This is a genomic window from Planococcus sp. APC 3900 (assembly GCF_030407735.1).
GTDB lineage: Bacteria > Bacillota > Bacilli > Bacillales_A > Planococcaceae > Planococcus > Planococcus notacanthi.
Genome location: NZ_JASDCT010000006.1, coordinates 44,684 through 70,807, shown reverse-complemented (window position 1 = coordinate 70,807; position 26,124 = coordinate 44,684). Strand labels below are relative to the sequence as shown.

At 44.5% G+C, this 26,124-nt stretch carries 24 protein-coding genes and 1 riboswitch; of the genes, 19 read left to right on the top strand and 5 right to left on the bottom strand.

Annotated elements, in window-relative coordinates:
* The first annotated feature begins 10 nt into the window (after window positions 1-10).
* The 9 genes from QMA04_RS12975 (at window position 11) to QMA04_RS12935 (ending at window position 8,510) form a co-directional block, all read left to right on the top strand.
* Window positions 11-1,675, top strand: a complete 1,665-nt coding sequence (locus QMA04_RS12975) for a formate--tetrahydrofolate ligase (RefSeq protein ID WP_290186244.1) — start codon at window positions 11-13, stop codon at window positions 1,673-1,675.
* A gap of 162 nt (window positions 1,676-1,837) precedes the next feature.
* Entirely contained in the window at window positions 1,838-2,827 is a 990-nt protein-coding gene (locus QMA04_RS12970; protein WP_290186242.1) for a carboxylesterase/lipase family protein, read from the top strand.
* Between the two features lie 40 nt (window positions 2,828-2,867).
* Window positions 2,868-3,317, top strand: coding sequence for a carboxylesterase family protein (locus QMA04_RS12965; RefSeq protein ID WP_290186240.1), 450 nt, complete (start codon window positions 2,868-2,870; stop codon window positions 3,315-3,317).
* Window positions 3,318-3,348: 31 nt separating this feature from the next.
* Window positions 3,349-3,579, top strand: a complete 231-nt coding sequence (locus QMA04_RS12960; RefSeq protein ID WP_191715352.1) for a hypothetical protein — start codon at window positions 3,349-3,351, stop codon at window positions 3,577-3,579.
* Window positions 3,580-3,695: 116 nt separating this feature from the next.
* On the top strand, window positions 3,696-5,009 hold the full coding sequence (locus QMA04_RS12955) for a DUF4139 domain-containing protein (protein ID WP_290186237.1): 1,314 nt from the start codon (window positions 3,696-3,698) through the stop codon (window positions 5,007-5,009).
* A gap of 120 nt (window positions 5,010-5,129) precedes the next feature.
* Window positions 5,130-5,744 carry a PH domain-containing protein gene (locus tag QMA04_RS12950; RefSeq protein WP_191715354.1) on the top strand — a complete coding sequence of 205 codons (615 nt, stop codon included), beginning with the start codon at window positions 5,130-5,132 and terminating at the stop codon, window positions 5,742-5,744.
* 131 nt (window positions 5,745-5,875) lie between these two features.
* A complete protein-coding gene (locus tag QMA04_RS12945) occupies window positions 5,876-6,280 on the top strand; it encodes an acyl-CoA thioesterase (RefSeq protein ID WP_191715355.1) in 405 nt (134 codons plus the stop codon).
* 76 nt (window positions 6,281-6,356) lie between these two features.
* A riboswitch (purine riboswitch) is annotated at window positions 6,357-6,458 on the top strand.
* Between the two features lie 148 nt (window positions 6,459-6,606).
* Window positions 6,607-7,194 carry a xanthine phosphoribosyltransferase gene (locus QMA04_RS12940; protein WP_290186235.1) on the top strand — a complete coding sequence of 196 codons (588 nt, stop codon included), beginning with the start codon at window positions 6,607-6,609 and terminating at the stop codon, window positions 7,192-7,194.
* Complete coding sequence (locus QMA04_RS12935) at window positions 7,191-8,510, top strand: nucleobase:cation symporter-2 family protein (protein WP_290186233.1); 1,320 nt, start codon at window positions 7,191-7,193, stop codon at window positions 8,508-8,510. Before QMA04_RS12940 ends, QMA04_RS12935 begins: the two co-directional genes overlap by 4 nt.
* 43 nt (window positions 8,511-8,553) lie before the next feature.
* Here QMA04_RS12935 and QMA04_RS12930 read toward each other — a convergent pair whose 3' ends face one another.
* Entirely contained in the window at window positions 8,554-9,558 is a 1,005-nt protein-coding gene (locus QMA04_RS12930) for an alpha/beta hydrolase (RefSeq protein ID WP_290186232.1), read from the bottom strand.
* 253 nt (window positions 9,559-9,811) lie between these two features.
* Here QMA04_RS12930 and QMA04_RS12925 point away from each other — a divergent pair, with 253 nt between their 5' ends.
* Window positions 9,812-10,549 (top strand): hypothetical protein, encoded by a 738-nt coding sequence (locus QMA04_RS12925; RefSeq protein ID WP_290186231.1) that lies wholly within the window; start codon window positions 9,812-9,814, stop codon window positions 10,547-10,549.
* Window positions 10,550-10,660: 111 nt separating this feature from the next.
* The gene (locus QMA04_RS12920; protein ID WP_290186230.1) at window positions 10,661-11,599 is read left to right on the top strand and encodes a ring-cleaving dioxygenase; all 939 of its coding nucleotides are present in this window, start codon (window positions 10,661-10,663) and stop codon (window positions 11,597-11,599) included.
* 93 nt (window positions 11,600-11,692) lie between these two features.
* On the opposite strand, the gene QMA04_RS12915 is transcribed toward QMA04_RS12920, so the two are convergent.
* The gene (locus tag QMA04_RS12915; protein WP_290186229.1) at window positions 11,693-12,601 is read right to left on the bottom strand and encodes a proline dehydrogenase family protein; all 909 of its coding nucleotides are present in this window, start codon (window positions 12,599-12,601) and stop codon (window positions 11,693-11,695) included.
* Window positions 12,602-12,847: 246 nt separating this feature from the next.
* On the opposite strand from QMA04_RS12915, the gene QMA04_RS12910 reads away from it, so the two are divergent.
* The gene (locus QMA04_RS12910) at window positions 12,848-14,257 is read left to right on the top strand and encodes a hypothetical protein (RefSeq protein ID WP_290186228.1); all 1,410 of its coding nucleotides are present in this window, start codon (window positions 12,848-12,850) and stop codon (window positions 14,255-14,257) included.
* A 147-nt stretch (window positions 14,258-14,404) separates the two neighbouring features.
* Here the strand turns inward: QMA04_RS12910 and QMA04_RS12905 are convergent, their stop codons facing one another.
* The gene (locus QMA04_RS12905) at window positions 14,405-14,965 is read right to left on the bottom strand and encodes a shikimate kinase (RefSeq protein WP_203340581.1); all 561 of its coding nucleotides are present in this window, start codon (window positions 14,963-14,965) and stop codon (window positions 14,405-14,407) included.
* A 186-nt stretch (window positions 14,966-15,151) separates the two neighbouring features.
* On the opposite strand from QMA04_RS12905, the gene QMA04_RS12900 reads away from it, so the two are divergent.
* Window positions 15,152-16,192, top strand: coding sequence for a lactonase family protein (locus QMA04_RS12900; protein ID WP_290186225.1), 1,041 nt, complete (start codon window positions 15,152-15,154; stop codon window positions 16,190-16,192).
* Between the two features lie 41 nt (window positions 16,193-16,233).
* On the opposite strand, the gene QMA04_RS12895 is transcribed toward QMA04_RS12900, so the two are convergent.
* The gene (locus tag QMA04_RS12895) at window positions 16,234-16,563 is read right to left on the bottom strand and encodes a hypothetical protein (protein ID WP_290186223.1); all 330 of its coding nucleotides are present in this window, start codon (window positions 16,561-16,563) and stop codon (window positions 16,234-16,236) included.
* A 3-nt stretch (window positions 16,564-16,566) separates the two neighbouring features.
* On the bottom strand, window positions 16,567-17,145 hold the full coding sequence (locus QMA04_RS12890) for an SCO family protein (protein ID WP_290186221.1): 579 nt from the start codon (window positions 17,143-17,145) through the stop codon (window positions 16,567-16,569).
* A 231-nt stretch (window positions 17,146-17,376) separates the two neighbouring features.
* Between QMA04_RS12890 and glgB the strand changes: the two genes are divergently transcribed.
* Genes glgB through QMA04_RS12860 form a run of 6 tightly spaced genes read left to right on the top strand, consistent with a single transcriptional unit; the run spans window position 17,377 to window position 26,061 of the window.
* The gene (gene glgB / locus QMA04_RS12885) at window positions 17,377-19,245 is read left to right on the top strand and encodes a 1,4-alpha-glucan branching protein GlgB (RefSeq protein WP_290186219.1); all 1,869 of its coding nucleotides are present in this window, start codon (window positions 17,377-17,379) and stop codon (window positions 19,243-19,245) included.
* Window positions 19,235-20,386, top strand: a complete 1,152-nt coding sequence (locus QMA04_RS12880; protein ID WP_290186216.1) for a glucose-1-phosphate adenylyltransferase — start codon at window positions 19,235-19,237, stop codon at window positions 20,384-20,386. Before glgB ends, QMA04_RS12880 begins: the two co-directional genes overlap by 11 nt.
* On the top strand, window positions 20,383-21,405 hold the full coding sequence (locus QMA04_RS12875) for a GlgC family sugar phosphate nucleotidyltransferase (RefSeq protein WP_191715369.1): 1,023 nt from the start codon (window positions 20,383-20,385) through the stop codon (window positions 21,403-21,405). The genes QMA04_RS12880 and QMA04_RS12875 overlap by 4 nt, the downstream gene beginning before the upstream one ends.
* Window positions 21,402-22,829: a glycogen synthase GlgA gene (glgA, locus tag QMA04_RS12870; protein ID WP_290186213.1), complete on the top strand. Its 1,428-nt coding sequence runs from the start codon at window positions 21,402-21,404 to the stop codon at window positions 22,827-22,829. Before QMA04_RS12875 ends, glgA begins: the two co-directional genes overlap by 4 nt.
* Window positions 22,830-22,844: 15 nt before the next feature.
* A complete protein-coding gene (locus tag QMA04_RS12865; protein WP_290186211.1) occupies window positions 22,845-25,232 on the top strand; it encodes a glycogen/starch/alpha-glucan phosphorylase in 2,388 nt (795 codons plus the stop codon).
* 19 nt (window positions 25,233-25,251) lie between these two features.
* Window positions 25,252-26,061, top strand: coding sequence for an SDR family oxidoreductase (locus QMA04_RS12860; protein ID WP_290186209.1), 810 nt, complete (start codon window positions 25,252-25,254; stop codon window positions 26,059-26,061).
* Window positions 26,062-26,124: the final 63 nt, after the last annotated feature.

Here is a 26,124-nt window from a genome sequence, read left to right as displayed (position 1 = left end):
GATTCTATACATGGCGTTTACTGATTTATCAATTGCGAGCGAAGCGACGATCCAGCCAATTTTGGAAATTGCAGAACAGGCGGGGATCTCTAAAAAAGCCTTGGAATTATACGGAAACTATAAAGCGAAAATAAACGTGGATCAATTGCCGCCAGTCCAAAAAATGGGACAAGTGGTGCTGGTGACAGCAATTAGCCCAACACCTGCAGGAGAAGGGAAGTCTACTGTAACTGTAGGGTTAGCGGATGCCTTCAAGCAATTGAATGAATCAGTGGCTGTTGCGTTGCGTGAACCCTCTTTGGGACCGGTAATGGGTGTTAAAGGCGGAGCTACTGGCGGCGGGTTTGCGCAAGTACTGCCAATGGAAGACATCAATCTGCATTTCACAGGAGATATCCATGCCATTACATCAGCGAATAATGCATTGGCAGCCTTGATCGACAATCACTTGCACCAAGGAAATGTCTTGAAAATCGACCCGCGCCGCATCACCTGGAAGCGTGCGCTGGACATCAATGACCGAGCTTTGCGGCAAGTGACCATCGGCCTTGGTGGGCCTGGACAAGGAGTGCCAAGGCAAGACGGTTTTGATATTACGGTAGCTTCGGAAATTATGGCGGTGCTTTGTTTGGCGGGTTCATTGGCGGACTTGAAAGAACGGTTGGCACAAATGGTCATCGGCTATACGTACGACAGAGATCCTATAACGGTAAGAGACCTTGGAGCGGAAGGGGCTTTAACGCTCTTGCTGAAAGAGGCTTTTAAGCCGAACTTGGTGCAGACAATTGAAGGTACACCTGCTATTATCCACGGCGGTCCGTTTGCGAACATCGCCCATGGCTGCAACTCACTGATTGCCACGAATACGGCAAGAAGAGTGGCTGATATTGTCGTCACAGAAGCGGGGTTCGGTGCAGATTTGGGTGCGGAGAAGTTCATGCACATCAAATCAAGAAAAGGCGGTTTCCATCCGGATGCGGTGGTCATTGTGGCGACTGTGCGTGCGCTTAAAATGCATGGAGGCGTTGCGAAAACTCTATTGGCTGAAGAAGATGCGGAAGCAGTCAAACGAGGCATGGTCAATTTAGCAAAGCATGTGGATACGATCCGGCAATTCGGTATCGAGCCGGTTGTAGCATTGAACCGCTTTTCTGGGGACAGCGAAGCGGAATTGGCTGCAGTGCTCGATTGGGCAGAAGCAGAAGGTGTGGCAGTTGCCATGACAGAAGTCTGGGAAAAAGGCGGAGCTGGAGGCATTGCCTTGGCGAGGCTGGTTAAAGAGGAACTGGAGCGTCCGACAGATTTCCATCACTTGTATCAGGAAGACGATTCGATCGAAGAAAAACTTCGGACGATTGTCCAGAAAGTTTACGGTGGAGCGGATATTCAATTATCGGATTTGGCACAAAAGCAACTGGTTGAATTGAAGAAATACGGCTGGGATTCCTTGCCGATCTGTATGGCGAAAACCCAGTACTCGTTATCGGATCAGCCTAAACTGCTGGGGCGGCCAGAAGGATTCACCATCACGATCCGGGAAATCATTCCGAAGCTTGGAGCGGGATTCTTGGTCTGTCTAACGGGTGACATTATGACGATGCCAGGTCTGCCAAAACAACCGGCTGCTTTGAATATGGATGTTACTTCTGACGGCAAGGCTGTCGGTTTATTTTAAAGAAAAGGGCTCGCAGCTTATATGCGAGTCCTTTTTTGGTTTTTAAAAAATTGAAATCCTACTCGCTTTAATTTAACTTAATAATCAGAAAAAATAACGCCATTATGGGAAATGAATGGTAGAATATAGGTGTCAAAGCATCATCAGTAAGGGGAGGAAATTATGCCAGGGACCATTGTTGAAAGTATTTACGGAAAGCTGCGAGGCCAGCAACAGGGCAATGTCATTGTTTGGAAAGGCATCCCCTATGCGAAGCCGCCTACCGGCAACCGTCGCTTTCGGGCACCTCAGCCGCCGGAGCCGTGGTCGGAAGTGCGCGAAGCCCTTCTATTCGGACCATCAGCTATACAAGCCAGCAATGGCATCATGGAGTTTTTAGGAAATCGAGCAGACAACACCAGTGAAGATTGCTTGTACTTGAATGTTTGGTCGCCAGCAGCTGATAACCATCGCCGTCCGGTTATGGTATGGATCCATGGCGGGGCTTTTACTACTGGTGCCGGATCCAGCAAAACCTATGACGGCAGTTCTTTCGCAACTGAAGGAGACGTTGTCGTTGTCACTTTCAACTACCGTCTGGGTGCTCTTGGATTTTTGCATTTAGGGGGCATCGGAGGTGCTGACTTTTCGGGTTCCTGCAATTGTGGCATCTTGGATCAACTGGCTGCACTTCAATGGGTTCAGGACAATATTGAAAAGTTCGGTGGAGATCCGGACCGGGTAACGGTTTTCGGGGAATCTGCCGGTGCGATGAGCATAGGGGTCCTAATGGCGATTCCCAAGGCAAAAGGGCTGTTCCAACAGGCAATCCTGCAAAGTGGGGCAGCAGCAAATGTCCTCAGTTCTTCCATTGCGGAAAAAGTCAGCAGCCGTCTTTTGGCTGCATTGAACATCGGGCATGGAGAAGTAGACAAAATCAGGGAGATTCCAGCGCAGCAATTAGTGGATACGGCTGCTTTGCTTCCGGCGATGAGCCTGGTTCCAGTTATAGAAGGCGATTTGCTTCCAGTACACCCTGAGCAGGCACTTGCCAAAGGGATAGCTAAAGATATGCCGGTACTGATTGGCACAAATAAAGATGAATACCGGCTCTTCAGCTTTTTTGACCCTCGTTGGAAACAAGGGGATCAAGAGGAAATCATTTGGCCTTAACTGGTTGGGAATTTCACAGTATTTGCTAAATGGAGAAGAATTGAACCAAAACATTTACGATAAGCTGATGACGATGAGCCTATTTACATTTCCCGCGCTGGAGCTTGCAGAACTGCAGGCTAAGCAGGGTGCTCCTGTTTGGATGTATCGTTTCGACTGGGAGACGCCGGTTTTTGGAGGAGAGCTGAAAGCTTGCCATAGCCTGGAGCTTCCGTTTGTCTGGAACACATTATCTAAAGAAGGCACCGAGCGGTTGACCGGGAACTCGGAGGAACGGCACAAACTGGCGGAAGAAATACACCATTCCTGGATCAGATTTGCCAGAAGCGGCAATCCCAATGCGCCGAAACTGCCGGAGTGGAGGGCTTATAATTTGGAACACCGCCCCGTCATGATTTTTAATCGGGAGAATGTGCTCGTCCATGATCCGAACAGCGAAGAACGAAAGAAATGGAAAAATCTCATGGTTCATCTGGAAAAGTCCCGTTAACAGCAGAAACGGATGAACGGGAGGGACGAATATGAAAAATGAAATCAGGGTCACAGATTTTATTGAACAAGGAACAGCGATCTACATAAAGGCTGAAGTTTACGATCATCAACAAAACCAATGGTACGAAGAAGAACTGAGGTTTTTGGATGAGTTGCTGTATGGCGATTTGGTTCATCCCAGAAAGTCGCCTTTAACAGAACAATGCCGTTTGGAAACTATTGCCTATTTAAAACAGTATTTTGGACGCGCTACCGATTGAACTGACAAATTCCATCTGTGGATCTTGCAGAGCCATGTCCCGCCTTTTTGTGCAAGCGAGTTCTTTTGGTGAATCTAGTTATGGTCAAAACAGGTTCTTGAAAGGGAGAGGTCCGTATGAAATTCCAATCAACGCGCCAGCAACAGACAGCTTTAAGTTTGACTGTTTACAACGATGGATTCGCCTTAGTCAAAGAGACACGAATGATTCCAGGAAACCATGAATTGGAGGAAGTTCAGTTTATGGATATCGCTTCACGGATTGAGGCGGATTCCGTCTTGGTTGATGGGCTTCACGTACTCGAACAAAGTTATGACTGCGATTTGATCAGTAAGGAAAAACTCCTGGAGAAATACATTGATGAAGTGTTGACTGTCAGGAATGCGGAGTTGGGGGAAGAGATGCAAATCCGGCTTCTCAGTGTGACAGGCAGTATTATTGGGAAACGGGTCGATACAAAGGAAATCGTAATTGACCCTGTTGGCCAATTGATTCTTCCGGCGCTGCCGGAGGGGTTATTGACAAAACCGACTCTGGTTTGGAAAATAGCGCCTATTGAAACAGACACAGAAGCGAGAATTTCTTATTTGACTCAAGGCTTGGAATGGCGAGCAAATTATGTGGCGGAAATCCGCGATTCTAAGCTGGTTTTTTCAGGCTGGATTCAACTTTCCAACAATAGCGGGATGGATTTTTTCGATAGCCGGCTAAAATTGGCTTCCGGAAAGGTGAACCGATTTGCAGATGCCTATCCACTGAATGAGTCAATCAGACTGTTTGCCAAAGCAGAGGAACCTGATTCGGCATTTGAAGAACATGGCTTTGCCGATTATCATGCTTACAGCATGGAACGGGCAATAACCATCATAAGGGAACAGACCAAACAAATCAGTTTCCTGAAAGTGGGGAATGCAGCATTTCGTAAGCTTTACAAAGTGGAAACTGGAAGCAAACAAGTAAAAGTCATTCTTGAATTTGATAATACGGAAGCCAATAACTTGGGCATGCCCTTGCCTAAGGGATTGCTCAAAGTATATGAACAAGACCAGGACGGTGAAATGGAGTTTATCGGAGAAAATGCGATTAACCATGTGGCAGCCGAACAGAAACTATCCTTGGTGATTGGAGATGCGTTTGATCTCATCAGTAAAAACTGGGAGAAAAAGCGCGACAGACGCGGACATTTTGACTATGTCACGCATGTTTATAAAATAAAGAACCAAAAGGCGGAGAATGTTCGGATCGATGTCAGCCATCGAATACCTGAGCGGATTTGGCAGATGGAATCATCTACACATGATTACGAAGTAAAGCAGTCAAATGAACTTGAATTCCGAGTCCGCATCCCTTCGGGGAAAACGGCCGAAGTGGAATTCACATATAAAGTGGATCGGACCGATGAGCGTCTTAAGCAAAGTCATGAAAAGTGAGAAGCATCCTCTTATTGGAAGCTGATAAAATTAATTTCCTTTTAATGGTGATGTTTTAGCTGAGGTTTGATAAAATTATTTTAAGCATCATCATTTTATGGACAAAGGGGAATTGGTAAGATGTTTAAAAAAATGGCTTCTGAAGCACTTGGATTATCGGATATTGGGAAAATAATTGACCCGCAGGATTTTGACAAAACGGATTCTGATGATTATGTCATGACTGAAGATGGAGAGAAAATCTATTTTCTGATCAAAACAAAAGCGGATGAATATTGCTTCACTAATTTGGCCATCATCCATGTCGATGGAGAAAGTGCGATGTCTTCAAAACGTACGTTGAGACGCTATCCATATTCTCAGTACAGCATTTCAAATGTTGTTCTTGAAACTGCGGGCAAGATCGATTTAGATGTTGAACTTGCGTTTACTGTAGGGTCGATTCCTTTTAAGATTGATGTCCAAAAACAGCAGGCGGAGCGTTTGACAGACCTGTATAAATCGCTTTTAAGAATCGCTGAACATACCCATGAAAATGCAATCATCATCAATATGGCCAACGACAGCCTGGAAAAAGCGGTGACGGTTCTGCAGAATTCAAGATCGGGTGATGTGGCATTAAGCGATCAGTATTCGAAGCTGACCGATTTTGGTTTTACCTGGATGACATCTGTCCGCAACCAATACCATGTCAAAGACTTTGGCGATGTATTTGAAAAGTACATCAACAATTGAAATGAAAAAGATGGATGCCGAATGGGTGCCATCTTTTTTTAGTATGGTCCTGCAACAGTGAAACTGAAAAATACGGACAGGAAATTAGAGTGACAGTCTAGAGAGCTGCCTGACAATGAAGGAGGAAGCCAATGTATAAAACGATATTGACGCCAAGGGTTTCAGAGACGGATGGTGTGGGCCATATCAACAATACAACCTTGCCGGTATGGTTTGAAGCAGCCAGAAATCCCTTATTCGATTTGTTCACACCCGACCATGATTTTGCGAAGTGGAAAATGGTCATCGTCAAGACTGTCTTGGAATTCACGGGACAAATCTATTTTGGCAAAGACGTGGCAGTGAATGTATGGGTCAAGAAAATCGGCAACAGCAGCCTGGAATTATACGAAGAACTTTACCAGGAAGGAAATCTTTGCGCACGGAACACGGCCGTTTATGTGAATTATGATTTGGACAGCCAGAAATCTGAAAAGATTCCAGAAGCGATCCGCCAGGAATTGGCTAAACACCTTTGGGAAGAAAAAGATAAATAATATTTTGTCTGAATAAACGGAATACTTATTTAACAGAAGCATCTCTTGAAAAGTGGAAACAGCGTGCTATAATAAGACCATTCAAATACGATTCACTCATATAATCGCGGGGATATGGCCCGCAAGTTTCTACCGGTTTGCCGTAAACGAACTGACTATGAGAAGCAACGAAGCACAGGAAATGCGTCTTTTTGGCGTTTATTTCTTTTTGTTTCCTTTCGAATTTTAAGCTCGAAGGACATTGCTCCACTCATGGTTATGGATGGATGCACGTTCTGAGGGCTTTTTTTCTTGCCTTCAGCCGTGACAGAAGAGGAGCTGACAGCATGAAGAAATTACAGGATAAAATCATATCGGACGGCAAAGTCTTGTCGGAATCGGTATTAAAAGTAGATTCATTTTTAAATCACCAAATTGACCCGCCGTTGATGCAGGCAATTGGAGAAGAATTCGCTTCACGCTTTAAAGAAGACGGCATTACAAAAATCCTGACACTGGAATCTTCAGGGATTGCTCCAGCGATGATGACTGGACTGGTCTTAGGCGTACCGGCGGTATTTGCCAGAAAACGCAAGTCGTTGACATTGGTTGACCACATGTACACTGCAAGTGTCCATTCATTTACGAAAAATGAAACCAATGATATTTCCGTATCAAAAGACTTTTTGAAAAAAGAGGATGTCGTGCTGGTCATGGATGATTTCCTAGCTAACGGGCAAGCGGCGCTGGGCTTATTGGACATCGTTGAACAAGCGGGCGCCAAACTGGCAGGCATTGGCATCGTCATCGAGAAAGGGTTCCAGCCAGGCGGCAAGTTGCTGCGTGAACGCGGCATCCGTATTGAAACCTTAGCGAATATTTCATCTTTGGAAAATGGCAGCGTGTCCTTTTATGAGGAGGCAAACATTCAATGAAGAAAGCTTTAGGAGAAACGGCTTTAGGATTCCAGCATGTATTGGCTATGTACGCAGGAGCCGTATTGGTTCCATTAATCGTGGGAGAAGCTCTTGGTCTGACGCCAGAGCAATTAACGTACCTGGTCGCAATTGATATTCTTCTTTGTGGAGTCGCGACCATTCTTCAAATCGTGAGCAACCGGTTCTTCGGTATCGGGCTTCCTGTTGTGCTTGGCTGCACATTTACTGCCGTTGGGCCGATGATTGCAATCGGTGGCCAATATGGCATTTCCGCCATTTACGGGGCGATTCTTGTTTCCGGAGTGTTTGTTGTGTTGATCAGCGGATTTTTCGGCAGCCTCGTGCGCTTCTTCCCACCAGTTGTTACAGGAACCGTCGTTACCATTATCGGTATTACGCTCATTCCAGTAGCCATCAATAACATGGGTGGAGGACAGGGAGCTAGTGACTTTGGTTCTCTTGCCAACATCGGTCTGGCTTTCGGAACGTTATTGTTCATTGTCATCATGTACCGTTTTTCTACAGGTTTTCTCAGAGCGATCTCTATTCTGTTGGGGTTAATTGTCGGCACTGTAGCTGCTGCTTTTCTTGGCAAGGTGGATGTTTCTCCTATCGCTGATGCTTCGTACTTTCACATGGTTGAGCCTTTCTATTTCGGAACGCCGACGTTTGAATGGCCAGCCATCCTGACGATGATTCTGGTGGCCATGGTGTCATTGGTCGAATCGACCGGCGTTTACTTTGCACTTGGTGATATCACGAAAAAGAAACTCAAGGAAAAGGATTTGGCAAAAGGATACCGCGCAGAAGGGTTAGCCATTGTACTTGGAGGAATATTCAACTCCTTCCCGTACACAGCATTTTCACAAAACGTGGGGCTGATTCAGATGTCGGGCGTCAAATCACGAAAAATCATTTTGATTACAGGAATCATGCTGATTACGCTTGGATTTGTTCCGAAAATCGCAGCGGTCACGACAATCATCCCGCCGTCAGTTCTTGGCGGCGCCATGATTGCGATGTTCGGCATGGTTATCGCGCAAGGCATTAAAATGCTCAGCACCATTATCACGGATTCACAAGAAAACTCCATGATCATCGCCTGTTCTGTCGGAATCGGCCTGGGAGTTACAGTAGTTCCTGAATTGTTTGTCCAGTTGCCTTCAAGCGTTCAGATTTTGACAAGCAATGGGATCGTAGCCGGCAGTGTTACAGCTATTGTCTTGAACATCCTGTTCAATATGCTTCCTTCTAAAAAGCGACAGCGTGCAACTGCTCCTGTGGTGAAAGAAAGCGCAATGAATCAAGGGTGAAAATAAAAATGAGCAAACCGCTTAATTGCGGTTTGCTCATTTTTTATTTGCTGTGCACAGAAAGAAATTGAAGGGTTTTCTTAAATGTGTCTTGTGCATCTTCCGTATTTAAATCGTATTGATATTCGTGCTTCAGGTTTTTCTGGGTTCCTTCAAAAAAGACGGAGCTGAATTGAACTTGATTGTTTTTCAAAACTTCAACCAGTTCAATGGACTGGGAAACGAATGGGTCTGCATCGCCGACTGTTATGAAAACCGGTGGGTATTCAGGGCTGATATGCTGGACTGTGGAAAGTTCATCGATTTTGGGAGAAGATTCAAAAGGTTCAGCCCCTGTATAAGCTGTCAAAAAATAATCGATATTTGGAAAAGCAGTGGCTCGTACAGTGTCTAAATTGTATAGGCCACACAATAGCAATGCTCCTTGCAGTTGGCTATTGGCAATGGCTGGTTGGATGGCCATGGTTTCAGCTAACTCAACATTTGATACCAGCGCTGCCACCTGGCTGGCAATTTGCGCCCCTGCAGAATCGCCTCCTACAAAGACCCGTTCCATGTCACCGCCATATTCAGCAGCGTGAAGCTGCAAATAAGCAAGAGCCTGGTTGGCCTGCAGCACAGGGCCTGGATAAAGGGCTTCTGGTGCTAATGCATAATCGATATTCGCTACTACATAACCGGCATCTGCTAATGCCAGCGCATAATCCTGGCGGCTGTCTTTGGATCCGCCGACATACCCGCCACCGTGAATCCATAAAATGACCGGCATGGATGCAGTAGCGTTTTCAGGGTGATAGATATCCAAAAAGCTATTGTCTGAATCACTGTACGCCAAGTTTTTGACGATCTTAACCCGCTCAGTGATTTCATTGATATCAGGAGGAGGGCTGAAAACAGCAGAACCCGAAAGTTGAAGGGATGCTGAAGCATCGGAAGAAGCATTAATTTCCTCAAAAATGATGACGGCAAACATAAGCGCGACCAGAGAGGCAGAAGCGATCCAATTTTTTTGAGTCCAAGTTCTGGGTTTAGCTCTCACACGATTCATCCTTTAAAGTGAATTTTCATTGATGGTGTCAAGGTGATAATCGATCCGTCAAGAATAAATTTGGTGTTCTATTGCCTGCTATATTGTCCAGCGTCTTTATATAATAGCTATGCTAACACGAATAAAGACAGGGACCAAAGAATTAAGTTCATCAAAAAGAAATATATTTGTAATGTTTAAAAGACGGGTATGTAATACAAAAAGGGTATTCAATCGGGTAAGGCTTTTTTAGGCTTTCGAAAGGAGTGAGCGGATGTTTGGATTAGCCGATTTAATATCGTTGATCATTTCTGCATTTATTATTTTACCAATTGTTGTTTTTTTGAGAGAATCGGGTTATTTAGTGATGAGTTTGATATTGGGAGTAAAGAATCCAAGAATGACGATTGGGTCAGGACCGCGTATCGTTAAGATTGGAATGTTTGATATCCGGAGATACTACCATTTATACAGTTGGTTTTCTTACGACTCACTGAAAAGACAAGGAAAGTTTGCCTATGTATCGTTGTATGCAGGCCCAATTTTAGTGAATATGATTGTAGCCTTAATCATAAATGCCCTGTTGGCAAATGGCATAATTGAAGAGTATGCGACGTTTTGGGACCGCTTTGTCTTTTACGCCTTTTATTATGTAGTATTTGATATTGTGCCGATGAAAACTGCAAACGGTATGCCGAATAACGGACTGATTATTTATGAAATGTTCCGATACGGCAGAAGAACCGACTTTAATAACGAGCCATTCCTACCGTCTACTTCTGAAGTAGAAGAAGATTACCAAGAGGATATGGAAAAAATAGAAGAAGTTAAAGAACAGCAAAAAGAACAAATTGAAGAAGAACAGAAAAAGTCGAATATTTCTCCGGCTGAAGAAAAACAGATCAAAGAAGAAATTGAAGGAGACAAAAGAGAAACTCAGGAATATTTGGAGAAAGTTAAAGATAATAAGCAAAAAGATCTGGAGAAGCATGAAGACAATCTGCCGAAATAATTTTGCTGTGTCTTATCGCTCTAAGAAATCAGAAGAGATATCTTTAGTTCGAGATAATGAAGTGATAAGATAAGTACGTAGATATAAAGTAAGACGAAGGAGTGCAGCAGAATGTCAAAACAAACAATGGGAATTCACCATATTACAGCAATTGTTGGAGATCCACAGGAAAACGTAGATTTTTATGCAGGAGTATTGGGATTGCGGCTGGTAAAGAAAACAGTAAACTTTGACGATCCGGACACCTATCATTTGTACTTTGGAGATGAAACGGCGAAACCCGGCACCATCATCACCTTCTTTCCGTGGGGAAATGCCTATAAAGGGAAAATCGGTGATGGCCAAGTAGGCGTGACAAGCTATGCAGTTCCATCTGGCGCTTTAGTGTTTTGGCAAAAGAGACTGGAAAAATTCAAAGTTCCGTTTTTAATAGAAACCCGTTTTGGAGAACAGTATATAAGTTTTGATGATCCACATGGCCTGCATCTGGAGCTGGTTGAACGGCAGGATGGAGAACCGAACACGTGGGAAATCGGCGAAGTGACGAAAGATGTGGCCATTAAAGGATTTGGCGGAGCCACACTGTATACAGCCAATGCAGAGAAAACGGCTGAATTGCTGGAGACGGTCATGGGCCTTGAAAAAATCGGCGAAGAAGATGATTTAATGCGCTTCCGCGCTGCAAGTGACCTTGGCAACCTGATTGATGTAAAATTGTCCCGAGTCGGTACAGGGCAGATGGGTGTTGGGACGGTTCACCATATTGCATGGCGGGCACAAGATGATGCAGACCAATTGGAGTGGAAAGAGCAAGTGGAAGCCTATGGACTCGGCGTAACTCCGGTCCAGGACCGAAATTATTTTAATGCCGTTTATTTCCGCGAATACGGAGATCTTCTATTTGAAATTGCGACCGATCCACCAGGATTCGCGATTGATGAATCACCTGAAGCACTCGGCGAAGCTTTAATGCTGCCAGAGCAATATGAAAGCCAAAGAAAAAATCTTCAGCGGAACCTGCCGCCAATTCAAGTAAAAAACGTGGATTAAAGAAACATGGAAGTGGCCAAAGAGAAAAGTAGCAAGTGGCCATCATATAGAAATAACAGAAAGCACCTTCAGAAAACCTGGAGGTGCTTTCTGTTATTTGGAAACGAAACTTTTCAATGCCAAGTTGATATTTTGAGGGCGTTCAGCCAGCCGTCTCATGTAATAAGCGTACCAGTCTTGGCCAAAAGGGACATAGGTAGTGAAAGAATAACCTTCTTTTGCCAGGTCTTTTTGCATTTCTGTCCGAAAGCCATAAAGCATCTGGAATTCAAAGCTGTTCAAAGGAATGTTCTTTTCTTTTACAAAAGCTTTAACTTCTTCGATAATATGATGGTCATGCGTCGCAATGGATGTATATCCCGAAGATTGAAGGTGAATTTTAATCAGTTTCAGGTAGTTGTCATCAATTTCTTTTTTGTCTTGCAAAGAGACTTCTTCGCTTTCTTTATAAGCCCCTTTTACGAGACGGAGACGGACATTCTGCAGATTTTCAATGTCCTTTTCGGATCGGTATAAATAAGCTTGGATGACAGTCCCGACATTGTCGTAATCCTTCAGCAAGGCTTCGAGAATATCGAGTGTTTGCTGAAGATGGGCGTAGTCCTCCATATCCAAGTTGATGAAAATATCATAGCGGGCAGCAGCTGCCACGATTTCCTGAATATTTTTCAAGCAAAAAGCGAAATCGACGTCGAGGCCGATTTGTGTTAATTTAACAGACATATGAGCGTTCACACCGTAGACTTGAATGGCTTCCAACGTTTCCAGGATGGCCTCTTTAGCTTGAATCGCTTCCTCTTTGGTCCTTACGAATTCACCGAGATTATCGATAGTGGCACCGATTCCATTGGCATTTAGTTCCTTTACCGACTGCATCATACTGTTGATGTCAGTTCCCGCAACAACTTTGCCGGCACCCAATTTCAAGCCCCATTTTTTAGCACCGCTGTTTAACGCCTGATTTTTGGATAACGCAATGAAAAAGCTTCTTGTTACTCCCACTCCTAATTCCTCCAATACTGTTATAACACTATGTCGATAGGCCAAACTCTTAGAACAGGGAAACGCTTTGCTCAATGAAATACAATCGGTTTTCCGGAAGGAATTGCTGTATAATTCATTGTTATCTCAGAGCATATCACATATTTACTGAAAACAAAAAATATTGGGAAGGCGTAGGGTGCACCCTTTTGCACTTCCCGCCTTAAAATAAAAACAGGGTAAAAAAAGCCGAGAGGAGGATCTGAAGTGAATCGGTTTGCCGTTAAAGGATTTATATTTACAGTTTCTATCTACGCTTTATTGCATTTTATTACATACTTTTATGAAAACGCGGCTTTAAGCCTGCTGCTTTCTGCTGTCGGCGTCTTGGTCTTATTGTCGGCATTGCTGCTATTGCCTTTCAAGAAAATTCAATTGCAATTGTTTCTGATGTTGATGGCGTTGCTCGTATTGTATGCGACGAGCAATTCTTTTGGAGCCGATTTGATTCAGGCATTGCAGCAAATGAGGAGCCTGATCGGATTGCTGCTGATTGTGCCGATGATCAGTTGGGTTCTGAAAGAAGAGCCGTATATAGAAGAAATCATGAGTTTCGCACATAATTTCCTGAACAAAAGCCAGAAATTCTATTTTGGACTCATGGCGATGACACAAGTCATCTCCCATTTTCTTCTGTTTGGTTCAGTTCCGATGATGTATCGTTTTATCGATACCTTTTTGAAGGAACACAAAGACGAAGCCTGGGAAAATTTCAAAGGAACCGCAATCCTGCGAGGCTTTGGGCTTTCGACCTTATGGGTCATCAGCATTCCGAGTTTCATTTTTGCTGTGGAGGCGCTGGAAGCGACGCTATGGAAATCGATGGCACTCGGATTCGTCTTTGCCTTGGCAGGTACTTTCTTGTCGGTCATCTTTTCGTATTACCAGGAAAAGAAATACGGAGTGGACTTTTCTTTGGTTCTGAAGCAGGAGATCGATAAGGCTCTGAAGAATTCACGGAATCAAGGGAAGTGGAACAAGGATGTTGCGGAATTCGTTTTCCTTTTCGTTTCTTTGTTTGGCACCATTTTCCTTGTCCATGAACTAACCGGATTGGAATTTTTGTTGACTATTCCGTTGGTGATTCTGGGATGGACCTTATTTTATTTTCTATTTAAGAAAAAATCCTCTAATCTTGTGGTGGAAACCCGATACTATTTTTCGGCGGGCATTGCTAAACAAGCTCAGCAATTCAGTATTTTAATCGCGGCGGGTTTACTGATTTATGCCTTAAATCAATCAAATGTCGGTGATTATGTCATCAGCGGCATGAATTTATTGACAGACGTTGTTCCGGTACTGAATATCCTTTTCCTGGTCCCATTCATTGTCATTTTACTGGGCTTTATCGGGTTGGGGCCCTTGCCGGTTATTGTATTGGTGACAGGAGTCTTAGAAGCAATTCCATTTCCGTATCCGCCTGAATTGGTGGTGTTGGCTGTAACTTCCGGAAGCGTCATTTCTATCATCTTGTCGCCCTTCGTTATGCCGGTGATTATTTTGAGCAGCATCAATGGATTGAGCGGAATTCAGAACGGCCTCCGATTCAATTTGAAGTTCGCAATAGCTTTTTATATTATGGTCCAATTGTTCATCCAGACGCTCATTCATTTATGAAGGATTTTGACAAGCTAATCAGAGTGGAAATTGAAAGCTAATAATCGATGGCGTATAATCGAAATAACTGAAAATTGAAATGAAAGAGGGGATAACGGAATGAGTGTCCAATAAAAAACCGCCATACAAGGATGGCGGTTTTGAGTTTCACTGTGGTTGAGGTGCATGGATTTCCCAGGACAACTTCAAGGCATCTGCTAAATAATCGGCAGCTTCTTCAGCTTTGAAATTGTCTACTTGGAATTTAGAGTGGTTTAACGAATAAATGGTTTGCCGCTCAAGAAACAGCGTTTCAATCTCTTCAAGAGAACGTTCTTTTAACAATGGCCGGTTGTCAATGAGAATGTGGACACGGTCTTTCCACGACTCCCAAGAAATATCGAGAAATAGGACGATACAGTTGGCCATACAAATATCCTGAATTTCTTTTTGCAGAAACGCACCGCCGCCAACAGAAATGATATTCAATGGCTGCTGACTGTATTTCACAATCAATTCTTTTTCTTTGGCGCGAAATGCCTGCTCTCCGTAAACTTCGAATATTTGCGGAATCGGCATAGCGAATTCCTTTTCAATCTCTGCATCGATGTCTACAAAACTGCGATAAAGCTTTTGGGCAAGTAATTTTCCGACAGTTGTTTTTCCAACTCCCATAAAACCGATGCACACAATGCTTTTTTCACGGATGGATAAACCGAAATTTCTCATTGGCAACCCTCTTTCTCATGTTATGGACTGATCAGGTTTCATAGCTTACTTTACCTCATCTGCACCGGAAATTCACGGGAATTTGAAATTATGTAACTTTGGTTGGGAAGTTTCTTTTTAGAGGTGCTTTTCTTCAGGGTGTTCAGCAGTTGTATAATTTACTTTAGAAAGTCGAGGAGGAATTTGATGGCAACCAGCTACCTGCTGACAGGATCGTATTCATCAGAACAAGAACCAGGCATTAAACTATGGGAATTCGAAGACGGTACCGGCGAAATGATAGAATTGGTGGGCGTACCGGGTATTGAACGACCTTCTTTTATCGCTGTCCATCCCAACGGCACAAGCTTTGTTGCAACAAGTGAAGTGGGGAATGGCGAGTTGGTGAGCTACTGGATCCATCCAGTTTCAAGAAAAATAATGGAAATCAACCGGCAATCTTCCAATGGAGACCATCCGGCGCATGTCACCATCGATGAAACCGGAAGATGGCTATTGTCCGTTACATACTCAGGCGCTACTGTAAATGTTCATCCGCTCCACTCCGACGGAGCAATCGGGGAACTGGCGCATTCGGTAAAGCATGAAGGCTCTGGCCCGAATAGGGAACGTCAGGATGCAGCCCATCCGCATTCCGTCATACAGATGCCTGGGAAAAATTTATTTTTGGTATCCGATTTAGGGACGGACACCATCTCTACTTATAAAATGGATTCCAGTAATGGGGAATTGACGTTTCAATACAAGGTCCAAACAGAACCGGGTGCCGGTCCCCGCCATTTATGCTTCCACCCTACAAAGCCGCTGGTCTATTCATTAAATGAAATAAATTCCACCCTTATGGTCTATCGAATCAGTCAGGAAGGGCAATTGGAATTTTTGCAACTGCTGCCGTTATTGCCTGACAGCTACAAAGAGCCGAACACCAGCGCAGAAGTTGCTGTTTCCAGTAATGGCCGTTTTGTCTATGCATCGAACCGAGGCCACGACAGCATAGCTTCATTTGCCATTCAAGACAACGGAACTCTGGAGAACTTGGGGTTAACCGGATCAGGAGGTGAAGGACCGAGGCACTTCGCTGTCATTCCCGGCAACAACTGGATGGTGGTGGCCAATGAAAACTCCCATACACTTGCAGCTTTGAAAATGGGACATTCAGGCGCACCGTGTACAGTTGAACAAATTGTCCAAACCACTGCTCCAGTGTGTGTCAAAGTGATCAAGTAAAAGAAAAACAGACAGAGAAAATTCTCTGTCTGTTTTTTTTCTTACCAATCTTTCGATTCTTTTTCCATGACGCCTAATTCTTTCATCAAGCGGATAAATCCACTGTCCCGATTGCCTTCGAAAGCTTCTTCTGTGCAGGAAGAATGCGGTGGATACTCCAGCTCCTGAGCTTTTGCGAGCGTCGATTCTTCCAGGAAGTTGGTGGCATCAGCCTCTTCAAAGCAGGAAGGGGCAATGTAGGTACGGAACGAATGCTCCAGGATGACGCGGCTTTCAGGTGCCGGAACGTTTTCTCTTGGCATGAAAAAGAGCAACAGCAAAACAGCAGCGGCAAGGAGCAGCACAACTATCCAGATTTTTCTTCGCTTCATTTTTTATTCCTCCGTCAGCAGGATTTCCGCATCCGACAAAATTTCTTCAACTGGCGGATTTAATCCATCATACGATTTCATGATGACGCCTTCCTGATTCACCAAGTAGAAGTATGTGCCATGAATGACTTGGTCATCATTTTCAGGTTTCCGGGCCAAAGTCTGGAAATTATCCACAGCAAATTCATCGATTTCCTGTGGGCTGTAGCCTGTCAACAAGTTCCAACTGGATAAGTCGGCCCCGTAATTCTCAGCATAAGATTTTAAAGTTTCCGGCTGGTCGAACGTTGGATCCACGCTGAATGAAACAATCTGTACATCCAACCCTTCAGCTTCCAATTGTCCCTGCAAATCAGTCATATTCGCCATCATCGGGAGACAGACGGTGGTGCAGTTGGTGAAAACAAAATCAGCAAGCCAGACTTCGCCTTTCAGGTCGGCCGATCCAAATTCTTCGTTATTGTGATTAGTGAACGTAAAATCTTCTATTTCCCATTCAAGGGGGTCTTCAATCCCCTGGTTGCATGCAGCTAAAAACAGGGTAAGCAGCAAAGCGAGTAAAAGTCCTCTATATTTTGGCACGAATCTTAGCCTCTCTTTCAATAAACAGATATCCTCCTAAGCCTAGTGGATATTCTTCCTTCAAACAAGGGTATATGGGAAAAGAAATGTGTAAACATTTCGAACAGAAGGGTCGAAAGCTATTTCAATTTAACGAAATATTTGAATAATTATCATTCTTAACAAGGGATTTACATGGCTTATGTAGAATTAAAAGAGACGCGGAACTGTAAAAATTTTGGAGGTGTGAAGATGAATGAGCTGCAAAGTCTGCTTACGCAGGAAAAGCTGGAAGCTTTCCATGCTGGTCTCATGCAAGATGCCTACCTGTACTTTGGGGCACATGCCAATGGGGAGGGGACACGGTTCGTTCTTTGGGTCCCGAATGTTTCCCATGTGGCGGTAGCCTGTACAAATCCTGAAAATATGGAGGAAGCAGTTTATCAAATGGAACAGCATCCCCAGGATGCAACAGTTTGGCAAGTACACATTCCCCATAAAATGATCGGTTATTCATATGAATATATTATTGAAATGTCGAATGGGGTGTTGTTTCGGAAATCTGATCCTTATGCTCAGGCCAGCGAACTGAGACCCAATACTAAATCAGTAATCGCTCCGGTATCCAAACACAGCTGGTCAAAAACGGTTTTACAACGAAAAAAAATCCAAAATAAAGATCATCGTGAAAAACCGATGGCGATTTATGAATTACATATCGGAACTTGGAAACGTACTGCCCAAGGCGGGTTTCTGAATTACCGGGAATTGGCTTCGGAACTGATTCCGTATATTTTAGAAATGGGCTTTACCCATATAGAAATTCTGCCGATAACAGAGCATCCCTTGGATGAATCCTGGGGATATCAGACAACCGGTTATTTTGCGCCAACCAGCCGATATGGAACTGCAGATGATTTGAAATACTTTATCGCCAAATGCGCTGAAAATAAAATCGGACTCATCTTGGATTGGATACCCGGACATTTTTGTGTCGATGAGCATGCACTTGCTCTTTTCAACGGAGGTCCCTTATACGAAGAAGAACGGTTGGAACGGCGCGCCAATCCGGACTGGGGGACATTGAATTTCGATGTCCAAAAAGGAGAAGTCGTCAGTTTTCTGCTATCAAGCGCCCATTACTGGATGAATGAATTTAAATTTGATGGATTCCGAATGGATGCACTGGTGTGTCTGCTGTTTATCCCCAACAGAGAAGAACGGCCCCATAATCCCGAAGGAACTGATTTTCTCCGGAAACTGACGAATAGTTTAAAGGAATTCTATCCGGAAGCGCTGTTGATTGCAGAAGATGCCTGGCATTACCCAAAAGTGACGCATGATGTCTCAGAAGGCGGCGTCGGCTTTCATTATAAATGGAATTTCGGCTGGATGCGCGACACATTGGATTACATGGAAACGCAGCCTTCCAAACGTTCCGAAGTCCATCAAAAGATGAATTTTTCCTTGGTATATCAATACGAAGAACGTTATCTTTTGGCACTTTCCCATGATGAAGTGGTGAATGGCCAAGGCTCTTTATTGAACAAACTTCCCGGGACACTGGATGAACGTTTTCTGCAGTTGCGGCTGTTGCTCGGTTTTTGGATTGCCCATCCGGGAAAGAAATTGCTGTTCATGGGCCAGGAGTTCGGCCACTTCGAGGAATGGGAATTTAAACCCGAATTGGATTGGCCATCACTGGAAACCGAAGAGCATAGAAAAATGGCGGAGTTTACAAAAAATCTTCTGGCTTTCTATAAAACCGAAAAAGCATTTTTTGAATTGGATGACCATCCGGATGGCTTCACCTGGATAGATGCAGATAATCATGAACAAAGCGTGGCTGCTTTTATTCGCAGAGGATATCTGCCACAGGATGAGTGCATCGTTGTCTGTAACTTCTCTGACCGCCATTATGAAAAGTTTAAATTGGGGGTTCCGGAAAGCGCAGAATACGAAGGGATTTTTTCAAGCGGATATGAGTATCAAAAAGCAGCAATTAAAGCGGCGGATATCCCATATGATGATTTGCCGTATTCAGTGGAGATGGATTTGCCTGCATTCACCATGACTGTATGGAAACAAAAAAAGATGGGAGTGGAGCAAGATGAACGATAAAGTAATCGCAATGCTGTTGGCCGGTGGACAAGGAAGCCGGTTAAAGTCCTTAACTTATACGATAGCCAAGCCCGCGCTTCCATTTGGCGGGAAATATCGGATCATCGATTTTCCGTTATCCAATTGCACGAATTCGGGAATTGAGACGGTTGGCGTGTTAACGCAATACCAACCACACGTACTGCATCAATATATCGGCTTGGGAACACCCTGGGACTTGGACCGTCGGAGCGGCGGAGTAACCATGCTTCCGCCTTATGCAGAAATCGATGGCATTAAATGGTACGCAGGAACAGCGAGTGCCATTTACCAGAACATCAGTTTTTTAAAGTCCTGTGACCCGGCATATGTGCTGATTTTATCAGGGGACCATATTTACAAAATGGACTACGAGGCTTTAATTGACTACCACAAAGAGCATCAGGCGGATGTCACGATTTCCGTGTTGGAAGTGCCGTGGGAAGAAGCCAGCCGTTTTGGAGTCGTCAACGTTGATGATGGAATGAATATTGAGGAATTTGATGAAAAACCGGAAAATCCGAAAAGCAATTTGGCTTCGATGGGGGTCTACGTCTTTAATTGGAACGTCCTGGAGGAATACTTGAAATTGGATAACGCAGATGAAGAATCGAGCCATGACTTCGGCAAAGATATCTTGCCAGCTATGCTCGATAAAAAGCAAAAGATGGTGGCTTATCCTTTTAAAGGTTATTGGAAAGATGTGGGGACGGTTGAAAGCCTTTGGGAAGCGAACATGGACTTGCTCGATTTGAATGCAGGATTGAATCTTCATGACCCGGGCTGGCGTATTTATTCTTCGAATCCGCAGCTGCCTCCACAAGTCATCAATGAAACAGGCAATGTCCAAGAATCCATGGTAAATGAAGGGTGCGTCATTTCCGGGGAAGTGTTCAAGTCCGTCATCTTTCAGAATGTGACAATTGAAGAAGGAGCCTCCGTATCGGAAAGTGTGGTCATGAGCGGGGCTACAATCCGTAAAGACGCAAAACTTAGCCGGGTCATTGTACCGCCGAAGTTAGATGTGCCTGAAGGGTTTGAACTTCTCCAGCAAAAAGAAGGAGAAGTGGTCTTGTTGACACAAGAACAGATGGATGAATGGAAGGAGCGTGTCGGAAAATGAAGTTATTGGCTGTAATTGATACGTCTGTAAAAAAAGAAGGGCTGCAGGATTTAACAATACACCGGGCCGTTTCATCCATTCCTTTTGCCGGACGTTACCGGTTAATTGACTTTCCATTATCAAATCTTGTCAATTCAGGGGTCACTACAGTTGGCGTCTTTCCATCCTATCCGTTTGCTTCTTTGCTGGACCATATTGGTGTGGGTAAGAGCTGGGATTTAGATAGAAGAAAAAACGGACTGTTTTTCCTGCCGATTACTCAGCGGGATGGAGGGTTATCCACTGTTGGAGCTTTTGCGGGTCTGGAAGAGCATATGCAGTTTTTTACAAAAAGTATTCAGCCCCATGTAATCGTCAGTAATGGTTTTGTCATCAATCAACTGGACGTTAAAGATATGCTGGACAACCACATCCAATCGGGTGCAGATATTACGGAAGCTGTGATTGATGGGGTTTCGTTAAAAAAATATATTTTATCCAAAGATCTGTTGGTTGAATTAATCCAGACCCACCGCGAAAAAAACGTCGTGAGTGTGGAAGATGTTGTGAATTTGAAGAAGAGCCCCTATACATTCAATCAATATGAATACGAAGGGTATTATGCCATCATTGATTCCGTCCAAAGTTATTTCCAGGCATCATTGGCATTGCTGGATGAAGAAAACAGAAAGCAGCTGTTTCTTCCAGACCGTCCGATCTATACCAAGGTGAAGGATGAGCCTCCAACACGGTATATTGCGGGATCCAAAGTTAGGCGGGCACTGATTGCGAACGGAAGCACCATCATGGGTGAAGTGGCGGACAGCATCATCAGCCGTGGCGTGTACATCAAGAAAAACGCACGTTTAGAAAAATGCATCATCATGCAGAAATGCGTGATTGAAGAAAATTGTAATCTGTCTTATGTTATTGCGGATAAAGATGTCTATATCGGTGAAGGGGTTGAGCTGCATGGAACCGCTGAGCAGCCAATTGTTTTGCGTAAAGGGGAGACGGTCACCAAGGAGGATTTACGATGAAAATCATTATGGCAGCAGCAGAATGCGCACCTTTCGCAAAAGCTGGTGGACTGGCGGATGTGATGGGAGCATTGCCGAAAGAACTCAGCAGATTAGGCCATGAAATCATGGTCGTCATCCCCAAATACAGTTTGATTGCCGAAGAATACACCGCAGAATTCGTTTTGAAGGAATCGGTTGAATTCAGTTTCAAGGGGCATCAAAAGACTTTTGGCGTTTTTCAATATAATCAGGCCGGAGTGGAATTTCTGTTCGTGGAAAATGATAGCTACTTCAAAAGAGATCAGATTTATGGACAGCCAGACGATGCCGAGCGCTATGCTTTTTTCAACCGGGCCGTACTGGAAATCGTTCAGCGCGAACAGCAGCCGCCGGATGTGGTTCATGTCCATGACTGGCATACCGCTGCCATTCCATTTTTGCTGAAGGAAGATCCACGGTACGCGTCCGTCCAAGCAGCAAAAACTGTTTTGACGATCCATAATCTGCAATTTCAAGGGAAGTTCTCCAAACAGACATTCCTGGAGAACTTTGAGATGGAGGAGCATTATTATGACGAAGGGATTGTGTCTTGGAAAGGTAACTTTAATGCCTTGAAAACGGGCATTTCCTATGTAGACAAAGTGACGACAGTCAGCCCTACTTACCGAAATGAAATCTTGACGGAGTTTTACGGCGAGAAGCTCCATACTTTGTTGCAGGAAAAAGAGCAGGACTTGATCGGTATATTGAATGGCATCGATACCGGGGTCTACAACCCTGCAACGGATCTGGCCATTGAACGGGAGTTTGACGTCATGAACTTGGAAGAGAAGCAAGTCAACAAACGGGCAGTACAATTGAAGGCGGGCCTTCCGGAACGTGGAGATGTACCTTTGTTGACCATGATCTCCAGGTTGGCAGGGCAAAAAGGGATTGATGTTCTGCAAGAGGTGCTTCCTGCTTTATTAGAGGAACAAGAAGTTCAATTTGTATTGCTGGGTTCAGGTGAAGAGAAGTATGAACAGTTTTTCAAGAAACTGGCGGCTGATTTTCCCACTAAAGTTTATGTCCATGTCGGTTTTGATGAAGCGTTCGCCCATTTGTTGTATGCCGGGGCCGACATCTTTTTGATGCCTTCTCATTTTGAACCTTGTGGCTTGAGCCAGTTGATATCGATGCGTTATGGAACTGTTCCTGTGGCCAACAAAACCGGGGGGTTGAAAGATACGGTTATTGAATACGATGAAAGCTTGAAGAGCGGAAATGGGTTCTTAAGCGACTTTCAACAGGATGAGCTCTATGATGTAGCCTTGAACCGCTGCCTATCTTTTTATCAGCAGCCAGAGCATTGGGAAGCCATCAAAAAAAATGGGATGGAAGGCGATTATTCCTGGTCGCGATCTGCGGCGGAATACGCTAAACTTTACGAAAGGCTAATCTAAAGGGGCGTGCCAATTATGTTTTCTTCCAAAGAAGAGTTTAAACAAAGCTTTGTCACTCGCATGGAACACAAGGGACTGGAAAAGACTTCGGAACTGGCCTACGAAACACTTTGGGAAATGATGCAGGAGTGGATACAGGAACGGTGGAACCGGACTAGCCAATTGTACAAAGAGAATGGCGAAAAGCAGCTGTATTATTTCTCTATTGAATTTCTGATCGGACGAGTCTTAGGGCAAAACCTCATTAATGCCGATCATTACAATCTGGTCAAAGAAGGGTTGGAGGAACTCGGTTTTCAACTGTCCGAATTGGAAGAACTTGAGACGGAACCCGGACTTGGAAATGGCGGGTTGGGAAGGCTGGCTGCCTGCTTCATGGATTCCTTGGCTTCACTTGAACTGCCGGGACATGGGTATGGACTGCGCTATAAAGGCGGTTTATTTACCCAGCACTTTGTTGATGGCTACCAAACTGAGCAGCCCACTCAGTGGATACAGGAAGAAAACAATGTCGACATTCGGCGCGAGGAATTGGCAGTGGACATCCCTTATTATGGAGATCCCCAATTAGTCATGGGACTGGATGGCTTAAAAGTGAAAGTGGAGGATGCGGAATGGGTCAAGGCCGTGCCTTATGACCTTCCTGTAGTTGGGGCAAATGGAGGCACCGTCAATACACTTCGTCTATGGCAGGCGGAAGTGTCGGATCGGCCATTTCCTGGGAATAAAGATTACGCAGTCTATCAAAGCGAAACGGCTAAAATCACTGACCGGCTGTATCCCGAGGATTCTTTGGATGCTGGAAAGATTCTTCGCCTCAAGCAGCAGTATTTTCTTTGCAGTGCATCGCTCCAAAACATTTTGAACTATCGCAATTTTGCTGTAGAGACACTTCCGGACAATGTCGCCATCCAAATCAATGATACCCATCCGGCACTGGCCATTCCGGAATTGATGCGTCTTCTGGTTGACGAGCATGCCTTGAGTTGGGAAGAGGCCTGGGGTATTACGACACGCACTATTTCCTATACCAATCATACAATTCTGGAAGAAGCCATGGAGAAATGGGACAGCCGATTGATTCAATCTTTGCTGCCCCGAATTTACTCCATCATCGAAGAAATTGACCGGCGCTTCAAAGAAAGCTTAGAACAGCAGACAATGGATGAAGAATCCTTCCATAAACTTTCCATCATCGAAAACGGAATCATTAAAATGGCAGTGCTGGCGGTAGTGGGAAGCTATAAAGTGAATGGCGTGGCAAAATTGCATACGGAAATTTTGAAGAAGCGTGAAATGAAAGAGCTGAATGAGCAATTCCCCGACAAGTTCCATAACAAAACCAATGGCATTACACATCGCCGGTGGTTGCTCAAAGCGAACCGGGAGTTGTCCGGATTGATTTCGGAAACGATTGGGACGCAATGGATCAAAGAGCCTGAGCGATTGAAAGAATTACATTATTTTGCTCAAAATCATTCTTTTCTTCAAGAATTCCAAGCAATCAAAAGCTTGAAAAAAGACCATTTGATCCATCATCTCCAACGCGATCAGAATGTCATTGTGGATCCGGATTCTATTTTTGATATTCACATCAAACGATTCCATGGCTATAAACGCCAATTGATGAATATACTTCATATCCAGATGCTGTATGACCGGATCAAACGGGATTCAACTTATCGTCCCTATCCGCGCACCTTCTTTTTTGGAGGAAAAGCGGCGCCAAGTTATCATTTTGCAAAGCAAGTCATCAAGATGATCAATACAGTTGCTGCGAAAGTAAACAGTGATCCTTTGGTGAGGAAACACCTCCATATCGTTTTTGTTGAGAACTACAACGTCACGCAAGCGGAATACCTGATACCGGCAGCGGATGTCAGCGAACAAATATCGACAGCGTCTAAAGAAGCTTCGGGTACAGGAAATATGAAGCTCATGATGAACGGTGCCTTGACCATTGGTACCTTTGATGGTGCGAATGTCGAAATATTCGATCAGGTCGGCAAAGAAAATGCTTTTGTCTTCGGAATGCGTGCAGAACAGGTGATGGAATATGAAAAAGAACAATCCTACAATCCGAAAGACATCATCGAAGCCGATCCGGAAATAGCCCAATTGATGGAAGAGTTGGTTAAAGGGGAATGGACAGAAGGAAAAACGAATGTTGACTTTATTGTAGAGCAGCTGTTGGAAGACAGGGATCCATATTTCGTATTAAAGGACATCCGCAGCTATTCCAAAGCGCATGAGCAATTATTGGAGGTTTATGCCCAACCGGAAAAATGGGCGGAAATGTGCGTCAAGAACATTGCGGCATCGGGTATTTTCTCGAGCGACCGCACCATCCAGCAGTATTCAGATGATGTTTGGCATTTAACGAAGATCCCCAGTGTGCATTAGAACATGAAAGGGTGGAACTATGGAAGATAAAGGGTTTGATAATACCGATTTAAAAGATTATAAAGCCAGTGGAGCGCTGGCTGGAAAAGTGGCGATTGTCACGGGGGCAAGCAGCGGCATCGGTCAGGCTGTGGCAATTGCTTATGCCAAAGAAGGCGCAAAAGTGGTCATCGGTTACCTTGGTGACGACGAAGGCGCTCAAAAAACAATCGATTTGATTGAGGGCTATGGAGGAAAAGCCAAAGCGCTAAGTGGCGATTTAGGGAAGTCGGAGAATTGTGACCGGTTGGTCCAATTCACATTAGCGGAATTTGGCCAAGTGGATATTCTGGTCAATAATGCCGGGTATCAGTATCCTCAGACATCTCCGCTTGATATCACAGATGAACAAATGCTGAAGACTTTTGAAATCAAGGCGTTCGCGATGTTTTATCTGACACGGGCGGCTCTTCCTCATTTGAAGAAAGGTTCACGCATCATCAACACGGCTTCGATCAATGCTTATCGGGGACATTCGGATTTGATTGATTATGCAGGGGCCAATGGTGCGATGGTGGCGATGACACGCTCACTGGCTCGCCGGCTGGTACGCGAGGAAATTGCAGTGAATGGCATTGCCCCGGGACCGATTTGGACGCCATTGATCACCAAAACTTTCGGTGGCTTGAATCCCGATGTCGGTGAAGATTTTGGTGAGGACGTTCCGGCAGGGCGTCCGGGACAGCCTTATGAGCTGGTAAAAGCTTATGTATTTTTGGCCGATCCCCAAAATTCCTATATGACAGGCCAGTTTCTTCATATGAATGGCGGAGACTATATGTCTACTTAAATCAAAGCATGCAGGGCAAGGGAATCTCTTGCCCTGCTTTTTCATTTCTGTTTGCATATGGTA